This window comes from Thalassospira sp. GB04J01, from assembly GCF_000751115.1.
In the GTDB taxonomy this organism is placed as follows: domain Bacteria; phylum Pseudomonadota; class Alphaproteobacteria; order Rhodospirillales; family Thalassospiraceae; genus Thalassospira; species Thalassospira lucentensis.
This window is the reverse complement of record NZ_CCDX020000023.1, coordinates 24129-45878: the sequence shown is the minus strand read 5'-3', so window position 1 is coordinate 45878 and position 21750 is coordinate 24129. Positions and strand designations below refer to the sequence as shown.

The following is a 21750-nucleotide window of genomic DNA, read 5'->3' as shown; positions in this document are numbered from 1 at the left end:
ATTACACATAATACCAAAGCCCCACGGAGTTCCCATGTCGCAGGAAAACAAGGCAATGTCGGCAGTCTTTCTGACTGTTCTTTTTGGCTTTGCCGGTTTTAGTTTGCCCTATCCTGTTTTCGGTCCGATGTTTTTAAAGCCCGAGCTTGGCTTTCTTGACCCGTCTGTTCCGGAACAATATCGCACCATTCTGCTTGGGGTGGCGATGGCACTTTATCCAATTGGGCAGTTTGTCGGTGCGCCATGGCTGGGACGGATGTCGGATAAAATCGGGCGCAAGCCGGTTTTGCTGGCGTCTCTTTTGGGGGCAGCCAGTGGCTATATCGTGGTGGCGGTTGGGGTTGCGACCGCGAACCTGCCAATGGTGTTGATCGGTCGATTTGTCTCCGGCCTGTGCGAAGGCAACATGGCCATCGCACAATCGATTGCATCAGACATCAGCACACCCGAAAACAAGGTGCGCAATTTCGGTCTTTTGACGGTGGCGATTAATGTTGGCTGGATCATTGGTCCGTTGATGGGCGGGTTCTTTTCGGACCCGACGATCCATCCATCCTTTAACGTGTCGTGGCCGTTCTTTTTTGCTGCGGGTATGTATGGCTTTAACTTGCTGGTGGTCGCAGTTGTTTTACGGATCCCCGAATACGCGCGGCGCCGGGGGCGCACGCCCGACGATGGTCCGCAAACCAGTCGGACTATCTGGCAAACCTTGACCGATCCGGGGCTGTTACCGGCCTTTGTCGTATCGTTCTTTAGTTATTGCGCGATCTTTTTGTTCTTCTGTTTCTTTGGGGTGTATCTGGTTCAAAACCACGATGTGACCAGCAGCTTCCTTGGCATGTGCTCGGCGATCATTTCGATCCCGTTGATAATTGCCGGCTTAACCGTCGAACGAGCCCAGCGTCCGATTGGATTGCGCGGGGTTGCGGTCCTTGGGCACTTGTTCCTTGGCATTGGGTTGTTGACCTTTGTCCTGCCCGATGGGCTGGTCTGGATATTCGTGCCGATGTGTATTGCGGCATTCGGGATTGCGTGGTGTGAGGTCACCACCAGCCTGTTTATTTCCAACGGAACCGGGGCGCATGAACAGGGGCAGGCACTTGGCATTTATCGGTCCGTCCACGTTCTGGCGGAAACCGTTGCCGTCTTGCTGGGTGGGGTTCTTGCCGGAATGAACAGCAATGCACCCTTTATCGTCGGATGTATTGCAGCCTTCATCTGTGTGGCGGGTATTCTGGCTTGGGTGAAAACCCGTTCGGTGACGCCGACCGCGGAAACTGTCGCGGTGTCTTAACCATCCAAATAAAAAAGGATGCGTCAGCTATATGCTGTGCATCCTTATGACTGTGTTATGATTTGGCAAATGCCCGTGCTGTTACACGGGCATTTGTTTTTTTAATAGGCAACTTTGGCCAAGGCGGCACGCGCTGTCAGGGCGGCGGCCTCGGAGCTGCCTTTGCGTTTGGCATCGGGCAGTTTGGCCAGCGTGTCGGCGAGGGCGCGGATGTCGTCAAGATCATCGATGTGGGCACAGACATCCATCACCCGGTTCCAGATGGCGTCATGATCCATGCCACCCATCACCGTCAGCGCAATGGCGCGGTTTAAGGTGGCTTGCGCATGTTCTGGCTGTTGGGCGAGGATTTTTTCAAACGTTTCAAACGCTGTCATCGGATGACCTTCGCGCAGATCAATCACCGCAAGGTCATTGGCCGCCGTCATCGACGTTGGATCAATCCGCAACAGCTGTTCGACAGCACGGCGTTCGCCTTCGCCATCTTCGTTGATCCGATAACATGCAGCCATAAGCCGATGGATTTTTTCCGACCCCGGATTGTGATGGGCTGCGGTTTGCAAGCTCGCCAGGGCACTTTCGGCGTGGTCAAGTTCCAGCAGGGCCTGCGCGCGCAATGTCAGAAATTCCGGGTCGGTTGGCTTGCTGCGTAAAAGGATATCAACATGGTTCAGCGCACTGCGCGCATCCCCCTTTTGCAGCAGGGCGCGTGCAATGTGATGCAGGCAGTCTTCGTGGCCTTCATCAGATTGCAGCACCGTACGATATTCGCCAAGTGCTTCGGTGATCGAACCTTTTTCATGCAGGGCCCGGGCCAAGCCAAACCGGGCATTCAAATTGTCTTCATCTTCGCCAAGTGCCTGTCGCAGCATGTTGATTGCCGCATCAAACTGTCGCCTTTTCAGGGCCGAAAGTCCCATTTCAGAAAAGGACATCGCGTTCATTTGTGGTCTCCCAATCCTTCGAAAATCCGTTGTCCGGATCCCTCAATTTATCGATTAACGATGGGATTATAATGCCCGGTTTGATCATTACCAGCCCTATATCATGTGGGGAGGATTGCAACCGGTTGCGCGGTATATTTTGTCACAAAATCAAAAGGCCCCGGAACATGCCGGGGCCTTGTTAAGGCAGGGGGTGCTCCACCGTGATCAGGGCTTGTGCAGCATTTTGATTTCCATGAAATCTTCAAGGCCAAACATGCCACCTTCACGGCCAATGCCCGATTGCTTATAGCCGCCAAACGGGCTTCCGGCGCGCGGGAAGGCACCATTGATGCGGACCATGCCAGCCCGCAATTTACGGGCAACCCGGTCAGCCTTGGCCGCATCGGGGGTCTGGATATAGGCCGCCAGACCATAGGGCGTGTCATTGGCAATCTTGATGGCGTCTTCTTCGGTGTCAAACGGGATCATGACGACGACGGGGCCAAAGATTTCTTCGCGTGCGATGCGCATATTATTGTTCACATCGGCAAAGATGGTTGGTTTGGTGAAGTATCCTTCGTTAATGCCATCAGGTTTGCCCACACCCCCGACCAGAAGTTTTGCCCCTTCGTCGATGCCGGCCTGAATAAGGGTTTGAACTCGGTCATACTGAATGTGGCTGACCAGCGGGCCGATATGATTGCCCTCAACCGTTGGATCACCGACGGTTGTAGCATCGCCAACGCGCTTGGCGACCTTGACCGCATCATCATAGATCGACCGTTGCACCAGCATCCGGGTTGGCGCGTCACAGGTTTGACCGGTGTTGTTAAAGACATCGAGAACGCTAAAGGTAATGCGGTCTTCGATATCGACATCATCAAACACGATGTTGGGCGATTTGCCGCCCAGTTCCAAAGTAACGCGTTTGATGGTTTCTGAGGCATCCTTGGTAATCGCCTTGCCCGCACGGGTCGATCCGGTAAAGGACATCATGGCAATATCGGGGTGGCGCGACATGGAAGCACCGGCAACCGGACCAGCCCCCTGAATAAGGTTAAAGCTACCGGCCGGGAAGCCGGCCTCATGGATCATTTCAGCATAAAGCATCGCGTTCAGCGGGGTGAATTCGGATGGTTTGAGCACGCAGGTACAGCCGGTCGCCAAGGCCGGAATGACTTTGAGCACAATCTGGTTCATCGGCCAGTTCCATGGCGTGATCAGGCCGCACACCCCAATCGGTTCACGCAAAAGCGTCTCACCGTTATACAGGGTTTCTTCGGTTTTAAGGTCACGGAGGGCTTTGATGAAATCTTCAAGATGATCAACGCCTGCCGCGGCCTGCTGTTCGTGCGACATGGTCGTTGGTGCGCCCAGCTCGGACGTAATGGTATCCGCGACTTCATGATAACGGCGCTTATAAATCGCAAGCAGGCGCTCAAGCATGCCAAGCCGTTCATCCACCGTTGTCTGGCTGTAGGTCACAAAGGCGCGCTTGGCTGCGGCGACGGCAAGATCGACATCTTCTTCGCTGGCCAGCGTAATCTGGGTGATGACTTCTTCGGTCGCCGGATTGATGACGTCCATTTTCTGGGACGAAATCGGATCAATCCATTTGCCATCGATATAGAATTTACCTGCGTTTTGCATCGGAAGTCTTCCTGATCATATTGGGTTGGTTGGCCGTGCCGTGGTGTTTGCGTTCAGTGCGGTAGGCCTGTTTTTAGGTCCGTTCGCGCAGCCAGTTTTTGATAATTTCGCGGTGGCGCTCACCACTGTAACTGGCGAAATGTCCGCCGTGAACCACACGGACAGGCAAGTCATAAAGCCGTTCCATGGAGCGCACGTAGTCCTTTGCATTGGCATGATAGGTGTCTTCGATCAACGGCCCATCATACACAATATCACCGGAAAACAGGATGCCGGTTTTGGCTTCCCAAAGGGCAATGCCACCCGGTGAATGCCCCGGCGTGTGAATGACTTCAAAATGCCGGTCTCCCAGATCAATCACATCGCCGTCCTCAACAATCCGCGTTGCCGGGGCGGCCTTGACCGCATAAGTGGTTGAGGCATATGGGGCGGGCGGCAGTTTGGTGAAAATGTCATCGGTGACATACGGATCGGCAAGCGTGTTTTGACGCGTCGGGTGGGCCAAAAGATCGGCTTCGCAGCGATGGCAAATCCGGTTGTCAAATTCGTGATGACATCCGATATGGTCAAAATGGGTGTGGCTGGCAACGGCCTGAACGGATCGTTCGGTCACGAGTGGCACCCATTCGGTGAGCGACACAACCCCCATGCCGCTATCAATCAGCATATCGCCATCACGTCCGCGGACGTGCCAGATGTTGCAACGATAGAACTCTTCGATAAACGGCTCCCCGATATAGGTGATGTCATCACCGACACGTTTGAGGCTGTACCAGTCTTCGGCTTTGGCGCGTTCGATACTCATGCCGCGTCCTCGGTTTTTGTGGTGTCGGGGTGCCCAGCCAGAACAACGACGGATGCCGGGTCAATCGTCAAATCAATCCATGCCCCGGCCTCAATCACCGCAGATTGGGGCATATGGGCGGTGAGGATGATGTCTGGCGCGTCAACCGGTTCAAGATGGGCGCGGTGATGGGTGCCAAAGAACGAACCATCGGTGACCTTGGCCTTGCCAAATGTAATACGCGGGCCGGTTCCCGTGCTGGCCCGGAAATGTTCGGGGCGAATGGCAAGGGTGACTTTTGCACCCTTGGTCAGGTTCTCATCGCGAAGTGCGGTTTCAGGAAGGCTGACCGCACCCAGCACAGTTTCAATATCGACGATGCCATCATGGCAGTTGCCAAGGGTACCGGGGATGAAATTGACCTCGCCCATGAAGCTTGCGGAAAACAGGGTTTTGGGCCGCATGTAAATGTCTTCTGGTCGTCCGACGTCCTCGATATTGCCAGCATTCATCACGACAATCCGATCGGCAATCGCCATGGCTTCTTCTTGATCGTGGGTGACGTGAACGAATGTGGTGCCGACCCGTTTCTGAATGGCTTTCAACTCATCCTGCATTTGACGGCGGAGTTTTAAATCAAGTGCGCCCAGCGGTTCATCAAGCAACAAAACGTCTGGTTCGACGGCGAGGGCACGGGCAAGGGCAACACGTTGACGTTGCCCGCCCGATAGTTCGTGCGGTTTTTTATCGGCCGATGATTTCAGCCCGACCATATCAAGAAGGTCTTCGGCCTTGGCATGGCGTTCGGCCTTACCGATTTTGCGCATTTTCAGGCCAAACGCGACATTGTCACGTAGGCTCATATGGGGAAACAGGGCGTAGTCCTGAAACATCGTGGTGGTCGGGCGTTTGGATGGCGGCACATGGCCCATATCCTGCCCGTTAATTTCAACTGTGCCAGAACTTGGCGACAGGAAGCCCCCCAGAAGCGACAGAAGGGTCGTTTTACCGCAGCCAGATGGTCCCAGCAGTACGATAAATTCACCGGCCTCAATCTCAAGGCTGACATCGCGAAGGGCGGTAAAATCGCCAAAGATTTTGGTGGCATTACGGATGGAGACTGGGGCGGTCATTTCTTTGCCGTCCTTCTAAAGATACTCAATTCAAGAATAAGCAGCAGCGCAACCGATACAAGGAAGACAATGCTTCCGATCGCGTTGGTTTTCGGGTTCAGGCCCGACCGCAGCATGCTCCAGATTTCAACTGGCAGGGTGACGTCAAAGCGCGACAGCAGGAATGAGATGATAAATTCATCCCAGCTAAAGGTCACCGACAGGAAGAATGCTGCCAAAATCGATGGCATCAACATCGGTGCGCTGATTTGGGTCATCACCTGCCATTCGGCCGCGCCCAAATCACGGGCGGCCCTTTCGATGTTTTTCTGATGGTCGCCCATGGATGCATAAATGATGGCAAAGCACAGCGGCAAATTAATCACCACATGGCCGATCGCGACTGTCCAAAGTGACAGTGACACGCCGAGCCAGTTAAAGGTGGAGAGCAAACCAAGGGCAATGATCAGGTAGCTGACCGTCATTGGTGCCACCAGAAGCCCGCGTTGAAGCCGCGATGCCGGCAAGATAAACCGGGCCAGACCATAGGCAGCACAGAAACCAAGGACGCAGGCAATGGTCGAGGACGCGATGGCGACCATCAATGAATTGCCAAGGGCTGACATCAGGCGGGTATCGGCGAAAACTTCCCCATACCATTTCAAGGTAGCACCGTTAAACGGCGGAACGGGCAGGCGGCCATCCTGAAACGAAAACAACACAAGGACGACGACCGGCAAAAAGATAAAACCATAAAGGGCAATCAGATAGGCCCATGACAGCAGTTTGGAAAAGCGCGATGAAATCATGGTCACGTCCTTTCCATTTTAAGCCAGCGCGCACAGGCAATATAGGCCAGTGTCACCACCACCATCAAAATGATTGAAAGGGTGGCGGCCATCGGGAAATCGGCGCGCCGACCAAGTTGCAGCATGATGATTTGCGGCAAGGCCAGTTCGTTATTACCGCCCAGAATTTGCGGGGTGATGTAATCGCCAATGCACAGAACAAAGGTCAGAAACGCACCGACCATAATGCCCGGCAATGTGAGCGGTAACACCACATGCCAAAACACCTGAAACCCGTTCGCGCCAAGGTCGGCGGCCGCACGTCGGTAGTTTGGTGGCATCTGCACAAGATTTGCATAGATGGTTAAGGTCAGCAGCATGACAAAGAAATGCACAAAGCCAATTACCGTGGCCGAGCGTGTGCTGGCCAGTTCAAGCGGTTCGGCAATCAGGCCAATGTGCATCAGGGTATTGTTGATCACCCCGTTTTTGGCCAAGACCAAAAGCCACGAATAGGACCGCACCACATAGCTTGTCCAAAATGGCAGGATCGCCATGATCAGCGCCATGCGCTGCCATTTTTGCGGGATACGTTCGGCAATGATCCATGCCAGCGGATAGGCCAGAACAACCGAAATAAGGGTGACGGTAAAGGTGATTTCAAGCGAAACAAAAAGCCCTTTAAGCAAATGGGCCTTTTCAAAAAACGTGATGTAATTGTCCAGATTCCACGCCATGACCAGTTCGCGGCCCTTGCGGGTCGCAAGGCTGATGGCGGCCATGACGATAAACGGGATTACGAAAAACGCGACGGTCCACAGCAGGGCCGGGGTCACAAAACCCCATGCCCGGCGATTTTCGCGTGTTTCAAGGGTGGCAGAAGCCATCACGGTATCCTTGTCTGCAACGATTAAGACCGGTAAAGGCCCGGTTGCTTTCTTTGGTGGCGTGGGAATGGGGGCGACCGTCGATCAAGCGTAACGCAAGTTCGAACCATTGCCCCGCAAAAAAGCGAGGCAATGGTGGGTGCACAATACGCAAGGGAGGTGCTTACTGTTGAAGCATCTCGACCCAGGCATCCTGCATCTGTGCATCCAGATCGGCATCCGGGATCGGATAAAGTTGCGAATTTTTAAGGTATTCTGCCTGATCATCCCAGCGAAGGGCGGCTTTTTGCGCATCTGTAAGGTTCGCACCAGCCTTGGCGTTGGCGGGCATCCCCCAATAGCATGATGAGGTCGCAAGGCGCGATTGGCCTTCGGGGCTCAGGATGTATTGAACGAATTTCAACGCAAGGTCGGGCTTTTCGGAATCCTTCATCACCGCAATTGATTGCGCCCAGCGAAGTCCGCCCTGTTTGGGAATGATCCAATCAAGGTTCGGCTTGTCTTCGGACAGAACTGCGGTGATCCATTCACCACCACCGACAAGAATATCGACCTCACCTGTGGCAAGGGCGGTTTGGGAAGACACAACTTCACCGACCTGTTTGGAGACCTTTTTCATGGCAAACAGCTTTTCCTTGATCGCGGGCATGTCATCCGCACCAAGGTCGGCTGTATCAATACCAAGTCCAAGCCCGACAAGCCCAATGACCGGCAGGTAATAATCATAAACCGCAATGCGTCCGGCATATTTGTCCGACCAGATTACCGACATGTCTTCCATGTCTTTGGGATCTACTTTGGTCTTGTCGAACGAAATGGTGTTGTAGCCAAATTTTTCTGTGACGGCATAGGTCTTGCCATCCATCATATTGTTGTCGGCCATCACGACTTCGGGGAATAGATCGGCCGTTGGCAGGGCGTCAGCCGGAATTTCGGCCAGAATGCCCATCTCAACAGCGCGGTGCACATCAACACCATCAATCACCATCACATCCCAATCCCCCGGACGTGATTGTTCAATGATCGAAAGGCCAGCGCCCGTGCCTTCGTATTCCTTCAGATTGACTTTGACGTCGTATTTTTTCTCAAACGGCGCGATCAAGGCCGGATCGGTATGGTCGCACCAGACAAGCGCGTTCAGTTCTTCGGTTGCCTGCGCAGATGGAACGATGGCAAGTGCGCCCAAAAGCATGGTCGTAGCGCCGCCCAGCAGCTTATTGCGGGTTTTCCCCGTGGAAACGTGACGAAACATTGGCTCTCCCTGATTTCATATTGAGGCCTCCCTTTGTTGGGTTTTCGACACTCATGCCGGTGTCGTTGAAAAAATATTGAACGTGTTCATTTTTTGAGTCAATGTAAATTTTGAACCTGTTCAGTTTTCGTCGGAGTAAGAATGTTAGGTTTGCGTGCCCAAAAGAAAGCCGATAAGAACCGCCGTATTCTTGAGGCCGCGACGACTTTGTTTCACAAGGTTGGCTATGATGCAGCGCGCATCGAAGACATTGCCGAGATGGCCGGTGTCTCGGTCGGAACGTTCTATAACTACTATAAAAACAAGGGCGACATGCTGATGGCCACCGTCTCGATGGAGGTCGAGGAAGTCCTTGAGGCGGGGAACGGGATCATTGCGCAAAACCATGATGACGTCGGGGCGGCTTTGGCCGAACTGATCGGCACATACTACGCCCATTCGCTTACGTATCTGTCGAAAGAAATGTGGCGGACAGCGATGTCTCTTTCAATCGGACAACCCGAAACACCGTTTTCAAAACGTTATACTGCCCTTGATTACCGCCTGTCCGAACAGGTTCGCGATCTGTTTGCAGCGTTGCAGGCACGTGGCATTATTCGACAGGACGTCGATTGCGATGCGATGGGCGAACTGATCTTTAACAACGTCAATATGATGTTCATCGAATTTGTTAAAAACGAGGACATGGATGTTGACGGGTTGCAGGCGGAAGTGGCACGGCAGAACGCGCCAGTTGCCTTGCTTGTTTCAAACGTCGCGCCCTGATCGACAGCCTACATCCATTGGGAAGCACGGGTCTTTAAACCAGCGTGCGCCTCATCACAGTTGAAATCGTCAATCAATGATAACAACTTCAATAAGATAAGCTGTGATAAAGCGATCATAAAGCCGTGGACAAAAAACGCGCGGTGTGACGTTGGGGTGAATGAATGCCGCAGATGAACAAAGATCAGACGCGTGATGCGTTTGACGATGTATCGGCGTACGAACGAGATGTTGATGTCGGCGACCTGATCCTTGCCGATGGCGACCTTTTTGAATTGCCCGGTGCGCAGGGCCGATTGGAACGTCTTGATTTTGGCAACGGCATGTATCTGCACCGCGCCGAACTTTATGTCCGCGAAGATTCATATTTTAACGTCAAAAATTCTTTGCCGCCGGGATGGTTGTCCGGGGCGATTAATGTGATGGGCAATCTTGAGGTTGAATGCCCGGAAGGCAAGCTGCATTTAATGTCGCCAGACGCGGCGATGGTGATGCGGGTTGATCCGCTTGGAACGCGGTATTTTCTGCCCGCCGGGCAAGTGATCCGGCATGTTGGTGTTGTTTCCACGCTTGATCCTTTGCGCGAAAGATTTGGCGACAGGTTGCCCGCGGCGATGGCGCCGTTTTTGTCGGATCGTCAAGATGTTGTTCTGATCAAGCCTGTGCCCACTTCCAACCGGATGCGCAGCATCGTCAGTGCGATGTTTTCACCGCATGTGACCGGGCTGGGCCACAAGTTCAAACTTGAAGGCCTATCGACCCTGTTTCTCGCCGAACTTATTGACAGTTACCGCGCTCTGTCCGAGGCGGACAATGTTGCACCAGAACTAACGACTTTTGAAAAATCCGCGCATGACGCTGCGGTTTCAAAGATCACCCGCAATCCGGGGGCGGCGATATCGGTTCCCCAGCTGGCCGTTGATGTTGGCGTGTCCGAAAGCCGTTTAAACAGCTTGTTCAAGGCCGAAACCGGTAAATCCTGCGGCGAATTTATCCGCAGTGAACGCATGGCGCTTGCGCAAGAACTGCTGATCGCAGGTGACATGACCGTCAAACAGATTGCCGAAAAAGTCGGCTTCAACCATGTCAGCAATTTTTCCCGGTCCTATCGCGACTGGTTTGGGGAAAGCCCAGCCAGTGCCTTGCGCAGAAAATAACGCTAAAGCCAGCTTGTCGACACCGATAATTGCGAAGTTTTTCTGATCCCTTGCTCAAAGGCGTGCAACGTCTTAGGTTAACGTAAACGTCAACCTTTACTGCAGGGCAACATGAAATTTCAAGGCACAGAAAATTACGTCGCGACCGATGATCTGATGGTTGCGGTCAATGCGGCGATCACGTTGCAGCGACCGCTTTTGGTCAAGGGGGAACCCGGGACCGGCAAAACCGTTCTGGGCGAAGAAATTGCCAAGTCATTGGGCAAAAAACTGATCACATGGTCGATCAAATCCACCACGCGTGCGCAGCAAGGGCTTTATGAATATGACGCAGTGTCGCGCCTGCGCGATAGCCAACTGGGTGATGCGCGGGTTCACAATATTGCCAATTACATCGTTAAGGGCAAATTGTGGGAAGCGTTTGAGGATGAAAGCGCGCCGGTATTATTGATCGATGAGATTGACAAGGCCGATATCGAATTCCCCAATGATTTGCTGCAAGAACTCGACCGCATGGAGTTCTTTGTTTACGAAACACAGGAAACGATTAAGGCGACCAACCGTCCGATCGTGATCATTACGTCCAATAATGAAAAAGAACTGCCCGATGCGTTTTTGCGCCGGTGCTTTTTCCATTACATCCGTTTCCCCGATGCAGATACCATGAACCAGATTATCGAGGTGCACTATCCCGGTATTCAGAAACGACTGGTCGCCGAGGCGCTTAATCTGTTTTACGACATGCGCGATGTGTCGGGGCTGAAAAAGAAACCATCGACGTCCGAACTGCTTGATTGGTTGAAACTTCTGATGGCTGAGGATCTCCCGCCCGAGGCGCTGCGCGCCACGGATGCCAGAACTGCTGTGCCCCCATTGCACGGGGCGCTTTTGAAAAACGAACAGGACGTGCATCTGTTTGAACGGTTGGCTTTCATGACCCGGCGCGAAGGGCGGTAAGCGCAATGTTCACCGGCTTTTTCTATAAGCTCAAAGAAAACCGCGTTCCGGTATCCTTGCGTGAATACCTGACATTGCTTGAGGCGGTGGAAAAGGGATTGGCGGGATATTCGGTTGAGGATTTCTATTATCTGGCGCGCGCAAGTCTGGTGAAAGACGAGCGCAACCTTGATAAATTTGATCGGGTCTTTTCCGAACACTTCAAAGGGGTGATTGATCTGGCCGACGGGATGGATGAGGTGGCTGAAACCGAGATCCCCGAGGAATGGTTGCATAAACTGGCCGAGAAATTTCTGTCTGAGGAAGAAAAGGCCGAAATCGAATCACTGGGCGGCTGGGAAAAGCTGATGGAGACGTTAAAACAGCGTCTAGAAGAACAAAAATCCCGTCATCAGGGCGGTAATAAATGGATTGGAACGGCAGGCACATCGCCGTTTGGCGCCTATGGCTATAACCCCGAAGGTGTGCGGATCGGGCAGGACAAATCACGCCATCGTCGCGCGGTAAAAGTCTGGGACAAGCGCGAGTTTAAGAACCTTGATGACAGTGTTGAAATCGGCACGCGCAACATCAAGATCGCACTTCGTCGATTGCGCAAATGGGCGCGCACAGGGGCGGCCGATGAGCTTGATTTGCCCGGCACGATCACATCAACCGCGCGTCAGGGTTGGCTTGACGTGCAAATGCGCCCCGAACGGCACAATTCGGTTAAGGTCCTGATGCTGTTTGATATTGGTGGATCGATGGATGACCATATCAAGGTTTGCGAAGAATTGTTTTCAGCGGTCAAAACCGAATTCAAACATCTTGAATATTACTACTTCCACAATTGCCCTTACGAAGGGTTGTGGAAGGACAACGCACGCCGCCGATCTGATCAGGTGTCGACGTGGGATGTGATCAATACCTATGGATCGGATTACAAGCTGGTGATTGTCGGCGATGCGACCATGAGCCCGTATGAGATTACGTATCCAGGTGGTGCAGTTGAACATTGGAACGAAGAAGCCGGGGCGGTGTGGATGCAACGCCTGCTTGATCATTTCGACCATGCGGCATGGATCAACCCGCAGGTGGAAAATTGGTGGCCGTACCATCAATCAATCCAGATCATGCATCAGTTGATGGCAGGACGCATGTTCCCGCTGACGCTTGATGGGCTGGATCGCATGACCGGGGAGCTTAATCGTTAAAGCCCGCACGCAGTCCATACATGCGTACATTCAGGCTCCCAATCAGGCCGGCCCAAGAAACAGGTAACTTTCGGTTTTGGCTATGCCTTCCATGGCGCGGACCGTGGTCACGGTCTGATGGAAATCGGAAAGGGCGGGCACCTGAATTTCTGCAATCAGGTCCCATTGGCCATTGGTGGTATGCAGGGCAGAAAATCCAAGGTTCTTGCGCAAGGTTGCCACCATGGATTTGACGTTCTTGCCCGACAGCTCAATCATCATCATCCCACGAATGGTCCCGTCCGCGGCATTGTCACGCAGGCGGACCGTGAAACCGGCAATCACGCCCTGTTCGGTTAGGCGGTCCATCCGGGTTTTGACTGTACCAGCCGCGACCCCCAAAAGTTGAGCCAGTTTCGGGACCGAAGCCCGGGCATTGATACGCAGTTCGGCAAGCAGGCGACGATCAAGATCATCCATGGCGGGCTCTTTGGATTTGACGATTTCAGCAATTGTTCTGATGAAAGTGTCAGTTTGTCGCGCAAAATTCCACTAAATTGACGTTTTAAATGATTTTGGCGCGGCATATTATTGCCTCTATCATTAGGGAGTAATCACATGACCACGTCTGACACTCCGTGGGCGCCTTATGCCCGGACTGCTGAAATTGCCGACCGACTGACCCGGTTTGGCAGTGTTACCGGCACGGCTGGCGAAGCTGATATCACCGGTTTGATTGTCGAAATTCTAAGTGAAATTCCCTATTTTCGGGACAATCCCGGCGATATCGCCGTGATCGACAGCCATCCGGTTGCCGGTGGTGCAAAAATGGCAAAAAGTGTCGTGGCGCTGGTGCGGGGCACCGGGCGACAGGCATCGAGACAGACACTGGCAATGGCTGGGCATTTCGATGTGGTGTCGATTGAAAACTATCACGATCTGAAACATCTGGCTTTTAGCCCCGATCAATTGCGTGATGCCTTGATACGCGATCTGTCCGGACGGGCGACGCCAAGTGAGGCCGAAAAACTGGCACTGCGTGATTTTCAAAGCGGCGATTTCATTCCCGGTCGTGGGTTGCTGGATATGAAAAGCGGTGATGCGGCAGGCATTGCCTTTCTCGAACATTTTAGCCAGCAAGCTGAGCGACAGGGCAATGTCGTTTTGTTCCTTACTCCGGATGAGGAACGCAATTCCTGTGGGATGCGCAGTTTGCGCAATGCCTTGCCCGAGCTATCTCGACGCTGGGATATCGAGATTGTCGGCGGGGTTAATCTGGACGCCAGCAGCGATCCGGCAAATGGTGAAATCGGCAGGGCCATTTTCCATGGATCGGTCGGCAAATTGTTGCCCTTTGCGCTGGTGGCCGGGTTGCCGACCCATGTCGGATATCCGTTTGACGGCATTTCTGCCCACGCGATGGCATCTGAAATAATGGGGGCGATTGAAGCCAACAGCGATTTATGTGACAGCGGTACGCATGAAACGGCCCCACCCCCGGTCTGTCTCGAAGCCCGCGACCTGCGCGATAATTATGAGGTCACCACGCCGGAACATGTTTGGATGGCGTTTAACTGGCTGGTGATGGGCAAAAGCTGTGCGGACCTGATGGCCGATTTTACCGACATCGTGACCACGGCCGGCAACCGGGCGTTGGAGCGGTTTGAACAAAATGCCAAGTCTTATGCCAAGGCCAACCAGCAAGCTGCCCCCGCACCGGTGCCGCCTTTGCGTGTTTTAACGGTGGCGCAATTACGCGATATGGCATTTGGCGCTGGCGGGAAGGGCGCGCTTGATCGGATTGATGCCGTTTCAACCGCAAGTGCGGCGGAGGGTAATCCACTGAACCGCAGCCGCAAGCTGGTGCGTGCGATGCTTGACGAGGCCCATTTGCGCGGTCCGGCCGTGGTGGTCGGGGTTGCCGGATTGCATTACCCGCCGGTCCATGTCGATCCGAACCAAGAAACCGACAGGGTTTTCCTGGATGCCATTGATCGGGCCCGGTCCACGATCGAGGCCCGCCATAAAACGGAGATTTGTCACCGTGGCTATTTCATGGGGATTTCCGATATGAGCTTTTTCGGGCATGCGCCGGATGTGGGCAATACTGAAATCATCGCCGCGAACACCCCGATTGCCGAATTGGTCGATCATCCGGTGGCGGATGCGCTACGCTATCCGGTGGTCAATATCGGACCATGGGGACGTGAATATCATCAGCGTCATGAACGGCTTTACGCGCCTTATGCTTACGGTGTGCTGCCTGATTTTCTGGCGGAGATTGCGTCGGAATTTCTTGGCAGTACGGATACACCCGACGGGTAATTGTGGAACTCAATCGATCACCATGCGTTGTCCCTAACGTGTAACAGTTTCATGAAGAACATAAAAACGGCGCATTGGCGCGTTTGTGTGTGATGAAGCTGAGCCTATAGTCCAGAAAACCCTGCCGGAAACATGGTGGGGCACATGGAATTTAAGGAATTTGGGATGCTGGTACAAAAAATGATCCGCACGGCGCTGTTGAGTGTCGGCCTGTCGGTCGCAGGATTTCTGATGGCGCCGGGACTGGGTGTTACACCTGCGGCGGCACAGGATATTACCCAGGAAAGAATGGTGATTGCCCATCGCGGGGCATCGGGTTATTTGCCTGAGCATACCTTGCCTGCTGTGGCACTGGCCTATGGCATGGGGGCGGATTACATCGAACAGGACGTGGTGCTGTCAAAGGACGGTGTGCCGGTCATCCTGCATGATATTCACATTGATACCACCACCGATGTCGCAGCCAAATTCCCCGATCGCAAACGCGAAGACGGGCGGTATTACGCGATTGATTTCACGCTTGCTGAACTCAAAACCCTGAATGTCACCGAACGGTTCAAGGCCGATACCGGCGAGCAGGTTTTTGGCGGACGTTTTCCCAAGGAATTCGGGATGTTTAAAATCCCGACCCTTGATGAAGAAATCATGATGATCCAGGGGCTGAATAAATCCAATAAACGTGAAGTCGGAATTTACCCGGAAATCAAGGATCCGGCATTCCATCATGCCGAAGGCAAGGACATCGCCAAGACCGTGATCACGGTGCTGGAAAAATGGGGATATAACAATCCTTCGTCCAATTCCTTTGTGCAGTCGTTTGATTGGACGGAAACCAAGCGCATCCGTAATGAGCTTGGCTATCAGGGTAAGCTGGTTCAGCTGATTGGCGAGAACAGGTGGGGCGCGCCCAAAGGTACCGATTACGACTATCTGAAATCCGACGATGGTATCGTCGAAATGGCCGGCGTGGTCGATGGGATCGGTCCATGGTTGCCCCAGGTTATCGAAGGGCTAAGTGCGGATGGTAAGGCCATCATGACGCCAACCCTGATTGCCGCCCAGCGTGCGCAACTGATGATCCATCCCTATACCCTGCGTGCCGATCAATTGCCGAAATGGGCGGGGGATATGGATATTGCGCTTGATGCAATTTTTGATGATGCCGGGATTGATGGAATCTTCACCGATTTCCCTGATCAGGTCGTGCAATATCTGGCCGAACATCCCGCATCCTGATGTGCTGATAAACTCAAACATTTTACAGTCTGTTGCGTTATGCGCACCAGACTGTTTCTAACTTTCACGTTCCCAATGCGTGCCTGCAACGGCACTATTGCAGGCGATGAAATTCAACCAAGGAGGCGATAATGGCTAAAGTTCTCGTGCTTTATTATTCGATGTACGGACATATCGAAACCATGGCGAATGCCGTGGCCGACGGCGCGCGCGGTGTGGCCGGAACCCATGTCGATGTTAAACGTGTGCCTGAAACCATGCCCGAAGACGTGGCAAAGGGTGCGGGTGCCAAGCTTGATCAGGCAGCCCCGGTCGCCACGGTTGACGAATTGCCTGAATATGATGCGATCATCTTTGGTGTGCCGACCCGCTTTGGCAATATGCCCGGTCAGATGCGCACGTTCCTTGATCAGACCGGTGGCCTTTGGGCCAAAGGGAAACTGATTGGCAAAATTGGTTCTGTGTTTACATCCACCGGGACCCAGCATGGCGGTCACGAAACCACCATCACCTCGACCCATACGACGCTTCTGCATCAGGGAATGGTGATTGTTGGTGTGCCTTATAGCTGTGCGGGCCTGACCAATATGGACGAAATCACCGGTGGGTCGCCTTATGGTGCGGGTACGCTTGCGGGTGCGGATGGTTCACGCCAACCGTCGCAAAACGAACTCGATATCGCCAAGTTCCAGGGTAACCACGTTGCCGAACTGGCCGCAAAACTGGCGGGCTGATCACGATCAGTCGCAATCACGTAAACCACCAAAGGCAGCCTTGGGAAACCGGGGCTGCCTTTGATATGGGCTTGGGCCCAAAGGCGACCTTCAGACGTGTTTGTTGGTCATAGGGAAACAATCAGGTGCCTGATTGAACCTTGTTTGGCGACAGTTTTGTGCGAAAGTGGGGTATGACATTTGCCCGGTTTTGCGGGCGCATCAAAATACAGGAGGTCACCCATGTCCGACGCTGTTTCCAATCTTCGCAATGTCGCCAAGGTTTTACGGGCGATGGATACATCCGATGGTGCGGGTGTGTCGCTTAAACGGTCCATCGGGACGCCAGAGCTTGATATGCTTGATCCGTTCCTGATGCTGGACTCGATTTCGACCGATAATGCCGATGAATATATCGCAGGCTTCCCCGAACATCCCCATCGCGGTTTTGAGACCGTGACCTATATGGTCGAAGGGGCGATGCGCCATCAGGACAGCATGGGCAATGAGGGCGTTTTGCGTTCTGGCGGTGCACAGTGGATGACCGCGGGAAGCGGGATCGTTCATTCGGAAAAGCCTGAACAGGAAGGCGGCCTGTTGCAGGGATTCCAGCTTTGGATCAATTTGCCAGCAAAGGACAAAATGATTGATCCGCGCTATCAGAACCTTGAGCCAAACGAAGTTCAGGAATTCTCACCGGCCAAGGGGGTGAACCTGCGTTTGCTGGCGGGTGAAATGTTTGACAAAGCCGGCCCGATCAATGGCATTTCGACAAATCCTGTTTTTGTTGATGTCAAACTTGATGCGGGAGCCGAGGTCACCATCCCGTTGCCCAAGGGGCACGCAGCCGTGGTCTATGTCTTTATCGGGGAGGCCGTGGTTGCGCAGAAAGACGTCCCGACCCATCATCTGGCTGTTCTGGCCAATGGGGAGGGGGTGACGCTTACGGGCGGTGAAGATGGCGCCCGGATGCTGGTGATTGCCGCACGCCCCTTACGTGAAGAGGTCGTGCGTTATGGCCCGTTTGTCATGAGTAGTAAGAAAGACCTGATGCAGGCGTTTGACGATTTCCAGAACGGAAACTTCGTCCGCAAGGCGGCATCGTAAAGTTTTACGGTGCCACGTGCGCCAAACTATAATGCAAAAGCCCCGGTCTGTTCAGTCATCTGTTCTGGCCGGGACTTTTTGTATGTCAAAGGTTTGAAGGCTGTTTTGATATAATTGCAACCTTGAAAAGCGGGTGAGTTTTTCTAACCTATAGGATGTACGAAACAGACGGTGAAGACCGCGTAATGACATTTGCAGTACGACGCATCTTTTATGCTGCCGTGACATTGGCAAGCTTTGCGGCAGCGATGCCTGTAAATGTGCCCGCATATGCAGATGACCTGCGTCAGGAAATGCGTTTGGTTACGGGGGATGCTTTCCCGCCTTTTGCTGACCGGGCATATGATGGGGGCGGTATTGTTACCGAAGTTGTCCGCCGAAGTTTCGATGTCATGGGCTATCAAAATGTTTCGGTGATCTGGCGGTCATGGCTCAAAGGGTTTGAAATGACCGTTGAGGGACGGGTGGATGGCACGTTCCCCTATGCCCAGACACCATCGCGCAAGAAACTGGTGCTGTTTTCCGAACCGATTACCAACCTGTCGGCCTATGGCTGGTTTGCCAGAAAACACGAAAAATATGATGACAATATAGATCTTCTGGGAAAGTCGCTTTGCCTGCCATTGGGGCATGGGGAACTTGGCCATACCGGAAAACTTTTGGCATCGGGACAGGCGAAACGTGTGTCGCCGCCCGATATGAAAACCTGTTTTAAGCTGCTGGCGGCAGGACGGGTCGACAGTGTCGTATCCCCGGTACCAGAGGCCCTCAATGCCATGTCAGAGGCAGACCTTTCGCCTGATGATTTCGACCATATTGGCCAGAGCCTGTCGAACATGCCGCTGTATTTCGTTGTCGGCGTCAATCACCCATCGGCACAAAGGATCATCAAGGATTTCAATGCCGGTCTAGCCACGTTGCGCGAGAGTGGTGAGCTTGAAAAAATTCTGTCTCAAGCACGGTATTAGGCGCGGCGTTGATCTTGTCCCCGACGCGGGCAGCATCAAATTGTTCAACCCTAATCTTCTGCGCGCTTCACGTCTGTACTTGAACTGGTATTGGCAATCCAGGGGCGGCCATCGGACACCACATCGACCTTGTTGGCATTTGTATTTTTGACCGTGTCGAACGAGTTGTTTGTGGCATTCCATTTTTTCAGAACGTACTGGCTGCCACTCCAGGAAGTGATATAAATACTTCCGTCTGTCCCCGCCCCAACGTCTTCTGCGCTAACGCTTTGACCCCGCGGGCGATTTTCAAATTTTGTACCCGTAAATTGCTGGACGTTATTATTAGAATCAGCAATCCACACATCGCCCGCCCGACCAATGGCGACCTTACTAACGTCATCATTGCTAAACTTGGTAAACGCGTTTGTTCCGGGTTTAAGTTGATAAAGCTTTTGGCTAATCACGACGTAAACCGTGCCATCCGCGCCAATCGATAAACTGCCGATACTGCCCGATGTGACTGAATAGGTGCGTCGCACGCTGCCCGTTGATGACAGTTGATAAACCGATCCGTTTTGGGTCGTCCAAATGGTGCCATCGCTTGCAACGTCGATATTTTGCAGGTTTTGATTAAATGAAAGAGAAACTTCTTCAAATTTCTCTGTCGTGCTGTTGAATTTCAAAAACTGTTTCGCGCCCTGGTTTTGCGGTTGGCCATAGACATAGACATCATCATTTTGCCCCACGGCAAATTCTTCAATCGTGTTTAGGTTCGTGGCAAAGGTGTCGAAGCTAATGTTTTTTGAAAACGTAAAGGCGCTTTCGGATGTAACATCCACCACTGCGGCGGTGTCGCCGGTGCCGGTGGTATCGCCGACGGTTGACGCGGCGACAAGACGGTCAGCCTGTTCATCACGTTCAAAGAATTTGGAGGCCAGAACAAGTGTGTCCTTGGTTACTACCCAAGGATACCCATTTGGACCCACTGCGACACTTTGTGGTGTATGGCCGGGTGTGCGCACCACGTCAAAGGTCTTTGTATCCGTGTCCAGACGCATCAGAAGGTCCTTGTCGGACACCACATAGACACTGCCATCCGGACCAATTGCGATGCTTTTAGCTTTTTGCGCGAAAATTTCGCAGGGTGATGACGCGCAACGCTGCACCAATTGGTCAGAACGGATGGTCCAAGGGATGCCGTCCGGGGCCACCGCCACCAGAAGGCCCTGTCCGGAAATACGGTCAAACCGGGTCATGGCGTCATTGAGTTTCGATAAAGTGCCCGAAGCATCGGCAATCACCACAGACCCGTCCCCGCCAATGGCAATGTCAGACCCCGTCGCACCGGGGATTTGTTTCCATAGATTTCCCGTATGGCGAAACACCCGCCCCAAAGTGGAAATGCCCCACGGGTTTCCCAGTGCATCAACCGCAAGACGCACCAAGGTGCCGGGGAAACTTTCGAACTGTTTACGACTGTTCGACCACCGCAGGACATTGCCCGCAGCATCCAGGCCAAACACACTGCCATCGCGCCCGATCGCCAGTGCCGAGGCGGTCTTTTGAGTGTTCACAAAGGTAATATCTTCGTTCGTTGTCACCGCGACCGGATCAATCGTGGCATCGTTCCCTGCTGCGGGGTCGACGGTCTTGGTGCCAGTTTGCCCGGTTGCGCCAGTTTGCGGGGAAACCGGCGACGCGCTTAGCGTCGCTGCTGTTTGAACTGGCGCTGTGGTCGCCGGTGGTACTTGGGCTGGTGGCGCAATCGCTCCTGATGGTGTTAAAGGTGCCGCCGAAACCCCCGGGGCAATGGCGACGGGGGCGGTATCGATAGGGGCGACCGCCAAAGGTGCCTTTATTTCCGGTGCCCGGCCTTCTTCGGTTTTGATTTTCTCTGGTGCGACCAACAGGGTGGTCGCCATAATGACGCCATCCGTGAGGACAGCCCATGGCCCGCCGTCGGGGGTTGCCGCTGCCGCTGTTACACCTTCAACTCCGGCGACTGCCTGCCAACTGCGCTGACCGTCGTTCCAAACCCTTATTCGGCCCTCGGCATCGGCAATCACCACCGTATCGTTCCCGCCAATGGCAATGTCGACGGCACGTCCGGGCAGGACCCCCCAGTTTTTGCCATCAAACGCGGCAATACGACGATCACGGGTTACGACCCACGGATTTCCCGCCATGTCCAATGCGATGCGATATGCCTGACCTTCCACTGGTTGCCATTCACTGCGCAAGGGGTTCCATTTTTTGATGTCACCACTCACCTTGGCGATGTAGACATTACCCTGCGCGTCGGCGGCGACATCTGCAACGTCTGTGTCTTTGCTTTCCCACCACAAACCGTTATAGCGAAAAACCGCGCCCTCTGCGTTGACCGCCCATGGGCGGTTTCCCTCTGCTGCTGAAATCCGGACGAAATCGCCGGACATTTTGCGCCAGCGTTGTTCCAGCGCATCCCAGCGCCACGGCGTGCCATTTGGGGCCACAACATAGGCCTGCCCCTGACTGTTGATCGATATATCAACAGCCGTACCGGGCAGGCGGGTCCAATTCGCAGCCGTTGGTATCTCTTGCGCCCAAGCACCCTTGAGAAGCATGACCGCACCAAGCACGACGCAGAACAAAACCAGACAAAACCGCACTATCGCCAACGTCATCGGACGACCTCG

The 21750-nt window shown here is 53.6% G+C and carries 19 protein-coding genes; 10 read left to right on the top strand and 9 right to left on the bottom strand.

Features of this window, described 5'->3' with window-relative positions:
- Positions 1-34 precede the first annotated feature (34 nt).
- A complete protein-coding gene (locus AMM48_RS21410) occupies positions 35-1294 on the top strand; it encodes an MFS transporter (protein ID WP_102785736.1) in 1260 nt (419 codons plus the stop codon).
- A 101-nt stretch (positions 1295-1395) separates the two neighbouring features.
- On the opposite strand, the gene AMM48_RS21405 is transcribed toward AMM48_RS21410, so the two are convergent.
- From AMM48_RS21405 to AMM48_RS21375, 7 genes are all read right to left on the bottom strand, one after another.
- The gene (locus AMM48_RS21405; protein ID WP_102785735.1) at positions 1396-2238 is read right to left on the bottom strand and encodes a tetratricopeptide repeat protein; all 843 of its coding nucleotides are present in this window, start codon (positions 2236-2238) and stop codon (positions 1396-1398) included.
- Positions 2239-2445: 207 nt separating this feature from the next.
- Positions 2446-3870 (bottom strand): aldehyde dehydrogenase family protein, encoded by a 1425-nt coding sequence (locus AMM48_RS21400; protein ID WP_102785734.1) that lies wholly within the window; start codon positions 3868-3870, stop codon positions 2446-2448.
- 73 nt (positions 3871-3943) lie between these two features.
- Complete coding sequence (locus tag AMM48_RS21395; protein ID WP_102785733.1) at positions 3944-4675, bottom strand: MBL fold metallo-hydrolase; 732 nt, start codon at positions 4673-4675, stop codon at positions 3944-3946.
- The gene (locus AMM48_RS22540; RefSeq protein WP_102785732.1) at positions 4672-5787 is read right to left on the bottom strand and encodes an ABC transporter ATP-binding protein; all 1116 of its coding nucleotides are present in this window, start codon (positions 5785-5787) and stop codon (positions 4672-4674) included. Before AMM48_RS22540 ends, AMM48_RS21395 begins: the two co-directional genes overlap by 4 nt.
- The gene (locus AMM48_RS21385) at positions 5784-6575 is read right to left on the bottom strand and encodes an ABC transporter permease (protein ID WP_102785731.1); all 792 of its coding nucleotides are present in this window, start codon (positions 6573-6575) and stop codon (positions 5784-5786) included. The genes AMM48_RS22540 and AMM48_RS21385 overlap by 4 nt, the downstream gene beginning before the upstream one ends.
- A gap of 2 nt (positions 6576-6577) precedes the next feature.
- Complete coding sequence (locus AMM48_RS21380) at positions 6578-7441, bottom strand: ABC transporter permease (RefSeq protein ID WP_102785730.1); 864 nt, start codon at positions 7439-7441, stop codon at positions 6578-6580.
- 163 nt (positions 7442-7604) lie between these two features.
- On the bottom strand, positions 7605-8693 hold the full coding sequence (locus AMM48_RS21375; RefSeq protein WP_102785729.1) for an extracellular solute-binding protein: 1089 nt from the start codon (positions 8691-8693) through the stop codon (positions 7605-7607).
- Positions 8694-8834: 141 nt separating this feature from the next.
- Here AMM48_RS21375 and AMM48_RS21370 point away from each other — a divergent pair, with 141 nt between their 5' ends.
- From AMM48_RS21370 to AMM48_RS21355, 4 genes are all read left to right on the top strand, one after another.
- A complete protein-coding gene (locus AMM48_RS21370; RefSeq protein WP_102785728.1) occupies positions 8835-9458 on the top strand; it encodes a TetR/AcrR family transcriptional regulator in 624 nt (207 codons plus the stop codon).
- A 173-nt stretch (positions 9459-9631) separates the two neighbouring features.
- Entirely contained in the window at positions 9632-10615 is a 984-nt protein-coding gene (locus AMM48_RS21365) for a helix-turn-helix transcriptional regulator (protein ID WP_158246504.1), read from the top strand.
- 111 nt (positions 10616-10726) lie between these two features.
- Positions 10727-11572, top strand: a complete 846-nt coding sequence (locus AMM48_RS21360) for a MoxR family ATPase (RefSeq protein ID WP_102785726.1) — start codon at positions 10727-10729, stop codon at positions 11570-11572.
- Between the two features lie 5 nt (positions 11573-11577).
- Positions 11578-12765, top strand: coding sequence for a VWA domain-containing protein (locus tag AMM48_RS21355; RefSeq protein ID WP_102785725.1), 1188 nt, complete (start codon positions 11578-11580; stop codon positions 12763-12765).
- Positions 12766-12807: 42 nt separating this feature from the next.
- On the opposite strand, the gene AMM48_RS21350 is transcribed toward AMM48_RS21355, so the two are convergent.
- Positions 12808-13224 carry an Lrp/AsnC family transcriptional regulator gene (locus AMM48_RS21350; protein WP_022731938.1) on the bottom strand — a complete coding sequence of 139 codons (417 nt, stop codon included), beginning with the start codon at positions 13222-13224 and terminating at the stop codon, positions 12808-12810.
- A gap of 138 nt (positions 13225-13362) precedes the next feature.
- Between AMM48_RS21350 and AMM48_RS21345 the strand changes: the two genes are divergently transcribed.
- The 5 genes from AMM48_RS21345 to AMM48_RS21325 all read left to right on the top strand — a co-directional run bounded on the left by AMM48_RS21345 (position 13363) and on the right by AMM48_RS21325 (position 19093).
- Positions 13363-15069, top strand: coding sequence for a M20/M25/M40 family metallo-hydrolase (locus tag AMM48_RS21345; RefSeq protein WP_102785724.1), 1707 nt, complete (start codon positions 13363-13365; stop codon positions 15067-15069).
- 165 nt (positions 15070-15234) lie between these two features.
- Positions 15235-16305, top strand: coding sequence for a glycerophosphodiester phosphodiesterase (glpQ, locus tag AMM48_RS21340; RefSeq protein WP_102785781.1), 1071 nt, complete (start codon positions 15235-15237; stop codon positions 16303-16305).
- Positions 16306-16436: 131 nt separating this feature from the next.
- Entirely contained in the window at positions 16437-17039 is a 603-nt protein-coding gene (gene wrbA, locus AMM48_RS21335) for an NAD(P)H:quinone oxidoreductase (RefSeq protein ID WP_022731941.1), read from the top strand.
- A gap of 222 nt (positions 17040-17261) precedes the next feature.
- Positions 17262-18125, top strand: a complete 864-nt coding sequence (locus AMM48_RS21330) for a pirin family protein (RefSeq protein WP_102785723.1) — start codon at positions 17262-17264, stop codon at positions 18123-18125.
- Positions 18126-18310: 185 nt separating this feature from the next.
- Positions 18311-19093, top strand: a complete 783-nt coding sequence (locus tag AMM48_RS21325) for a transporter substrate-binding domain-containing protein (protein ID WP_158246503.1) — start codon at positions 18311-18313, stop codon at positions 19091-19093.
- 50 nt (positions 19094-19143) lie between these two features.
- Here the strand turns inward: AMM48_RS21325 and AMM48_RS21320 are convergent, their stop codons facing one another.
- Positions 19144-21738: a hypothetical protein gene (locus AMM48_RS21320; protein WP_102785721.1), complete on the bottom strand. Its 2595-nt coding sequence runs from the start codon at positions 21736-21738 to the stop codon at positions 19144-19146.
- Positions 21739-21750: the final 12 nt, after the last annotated feature.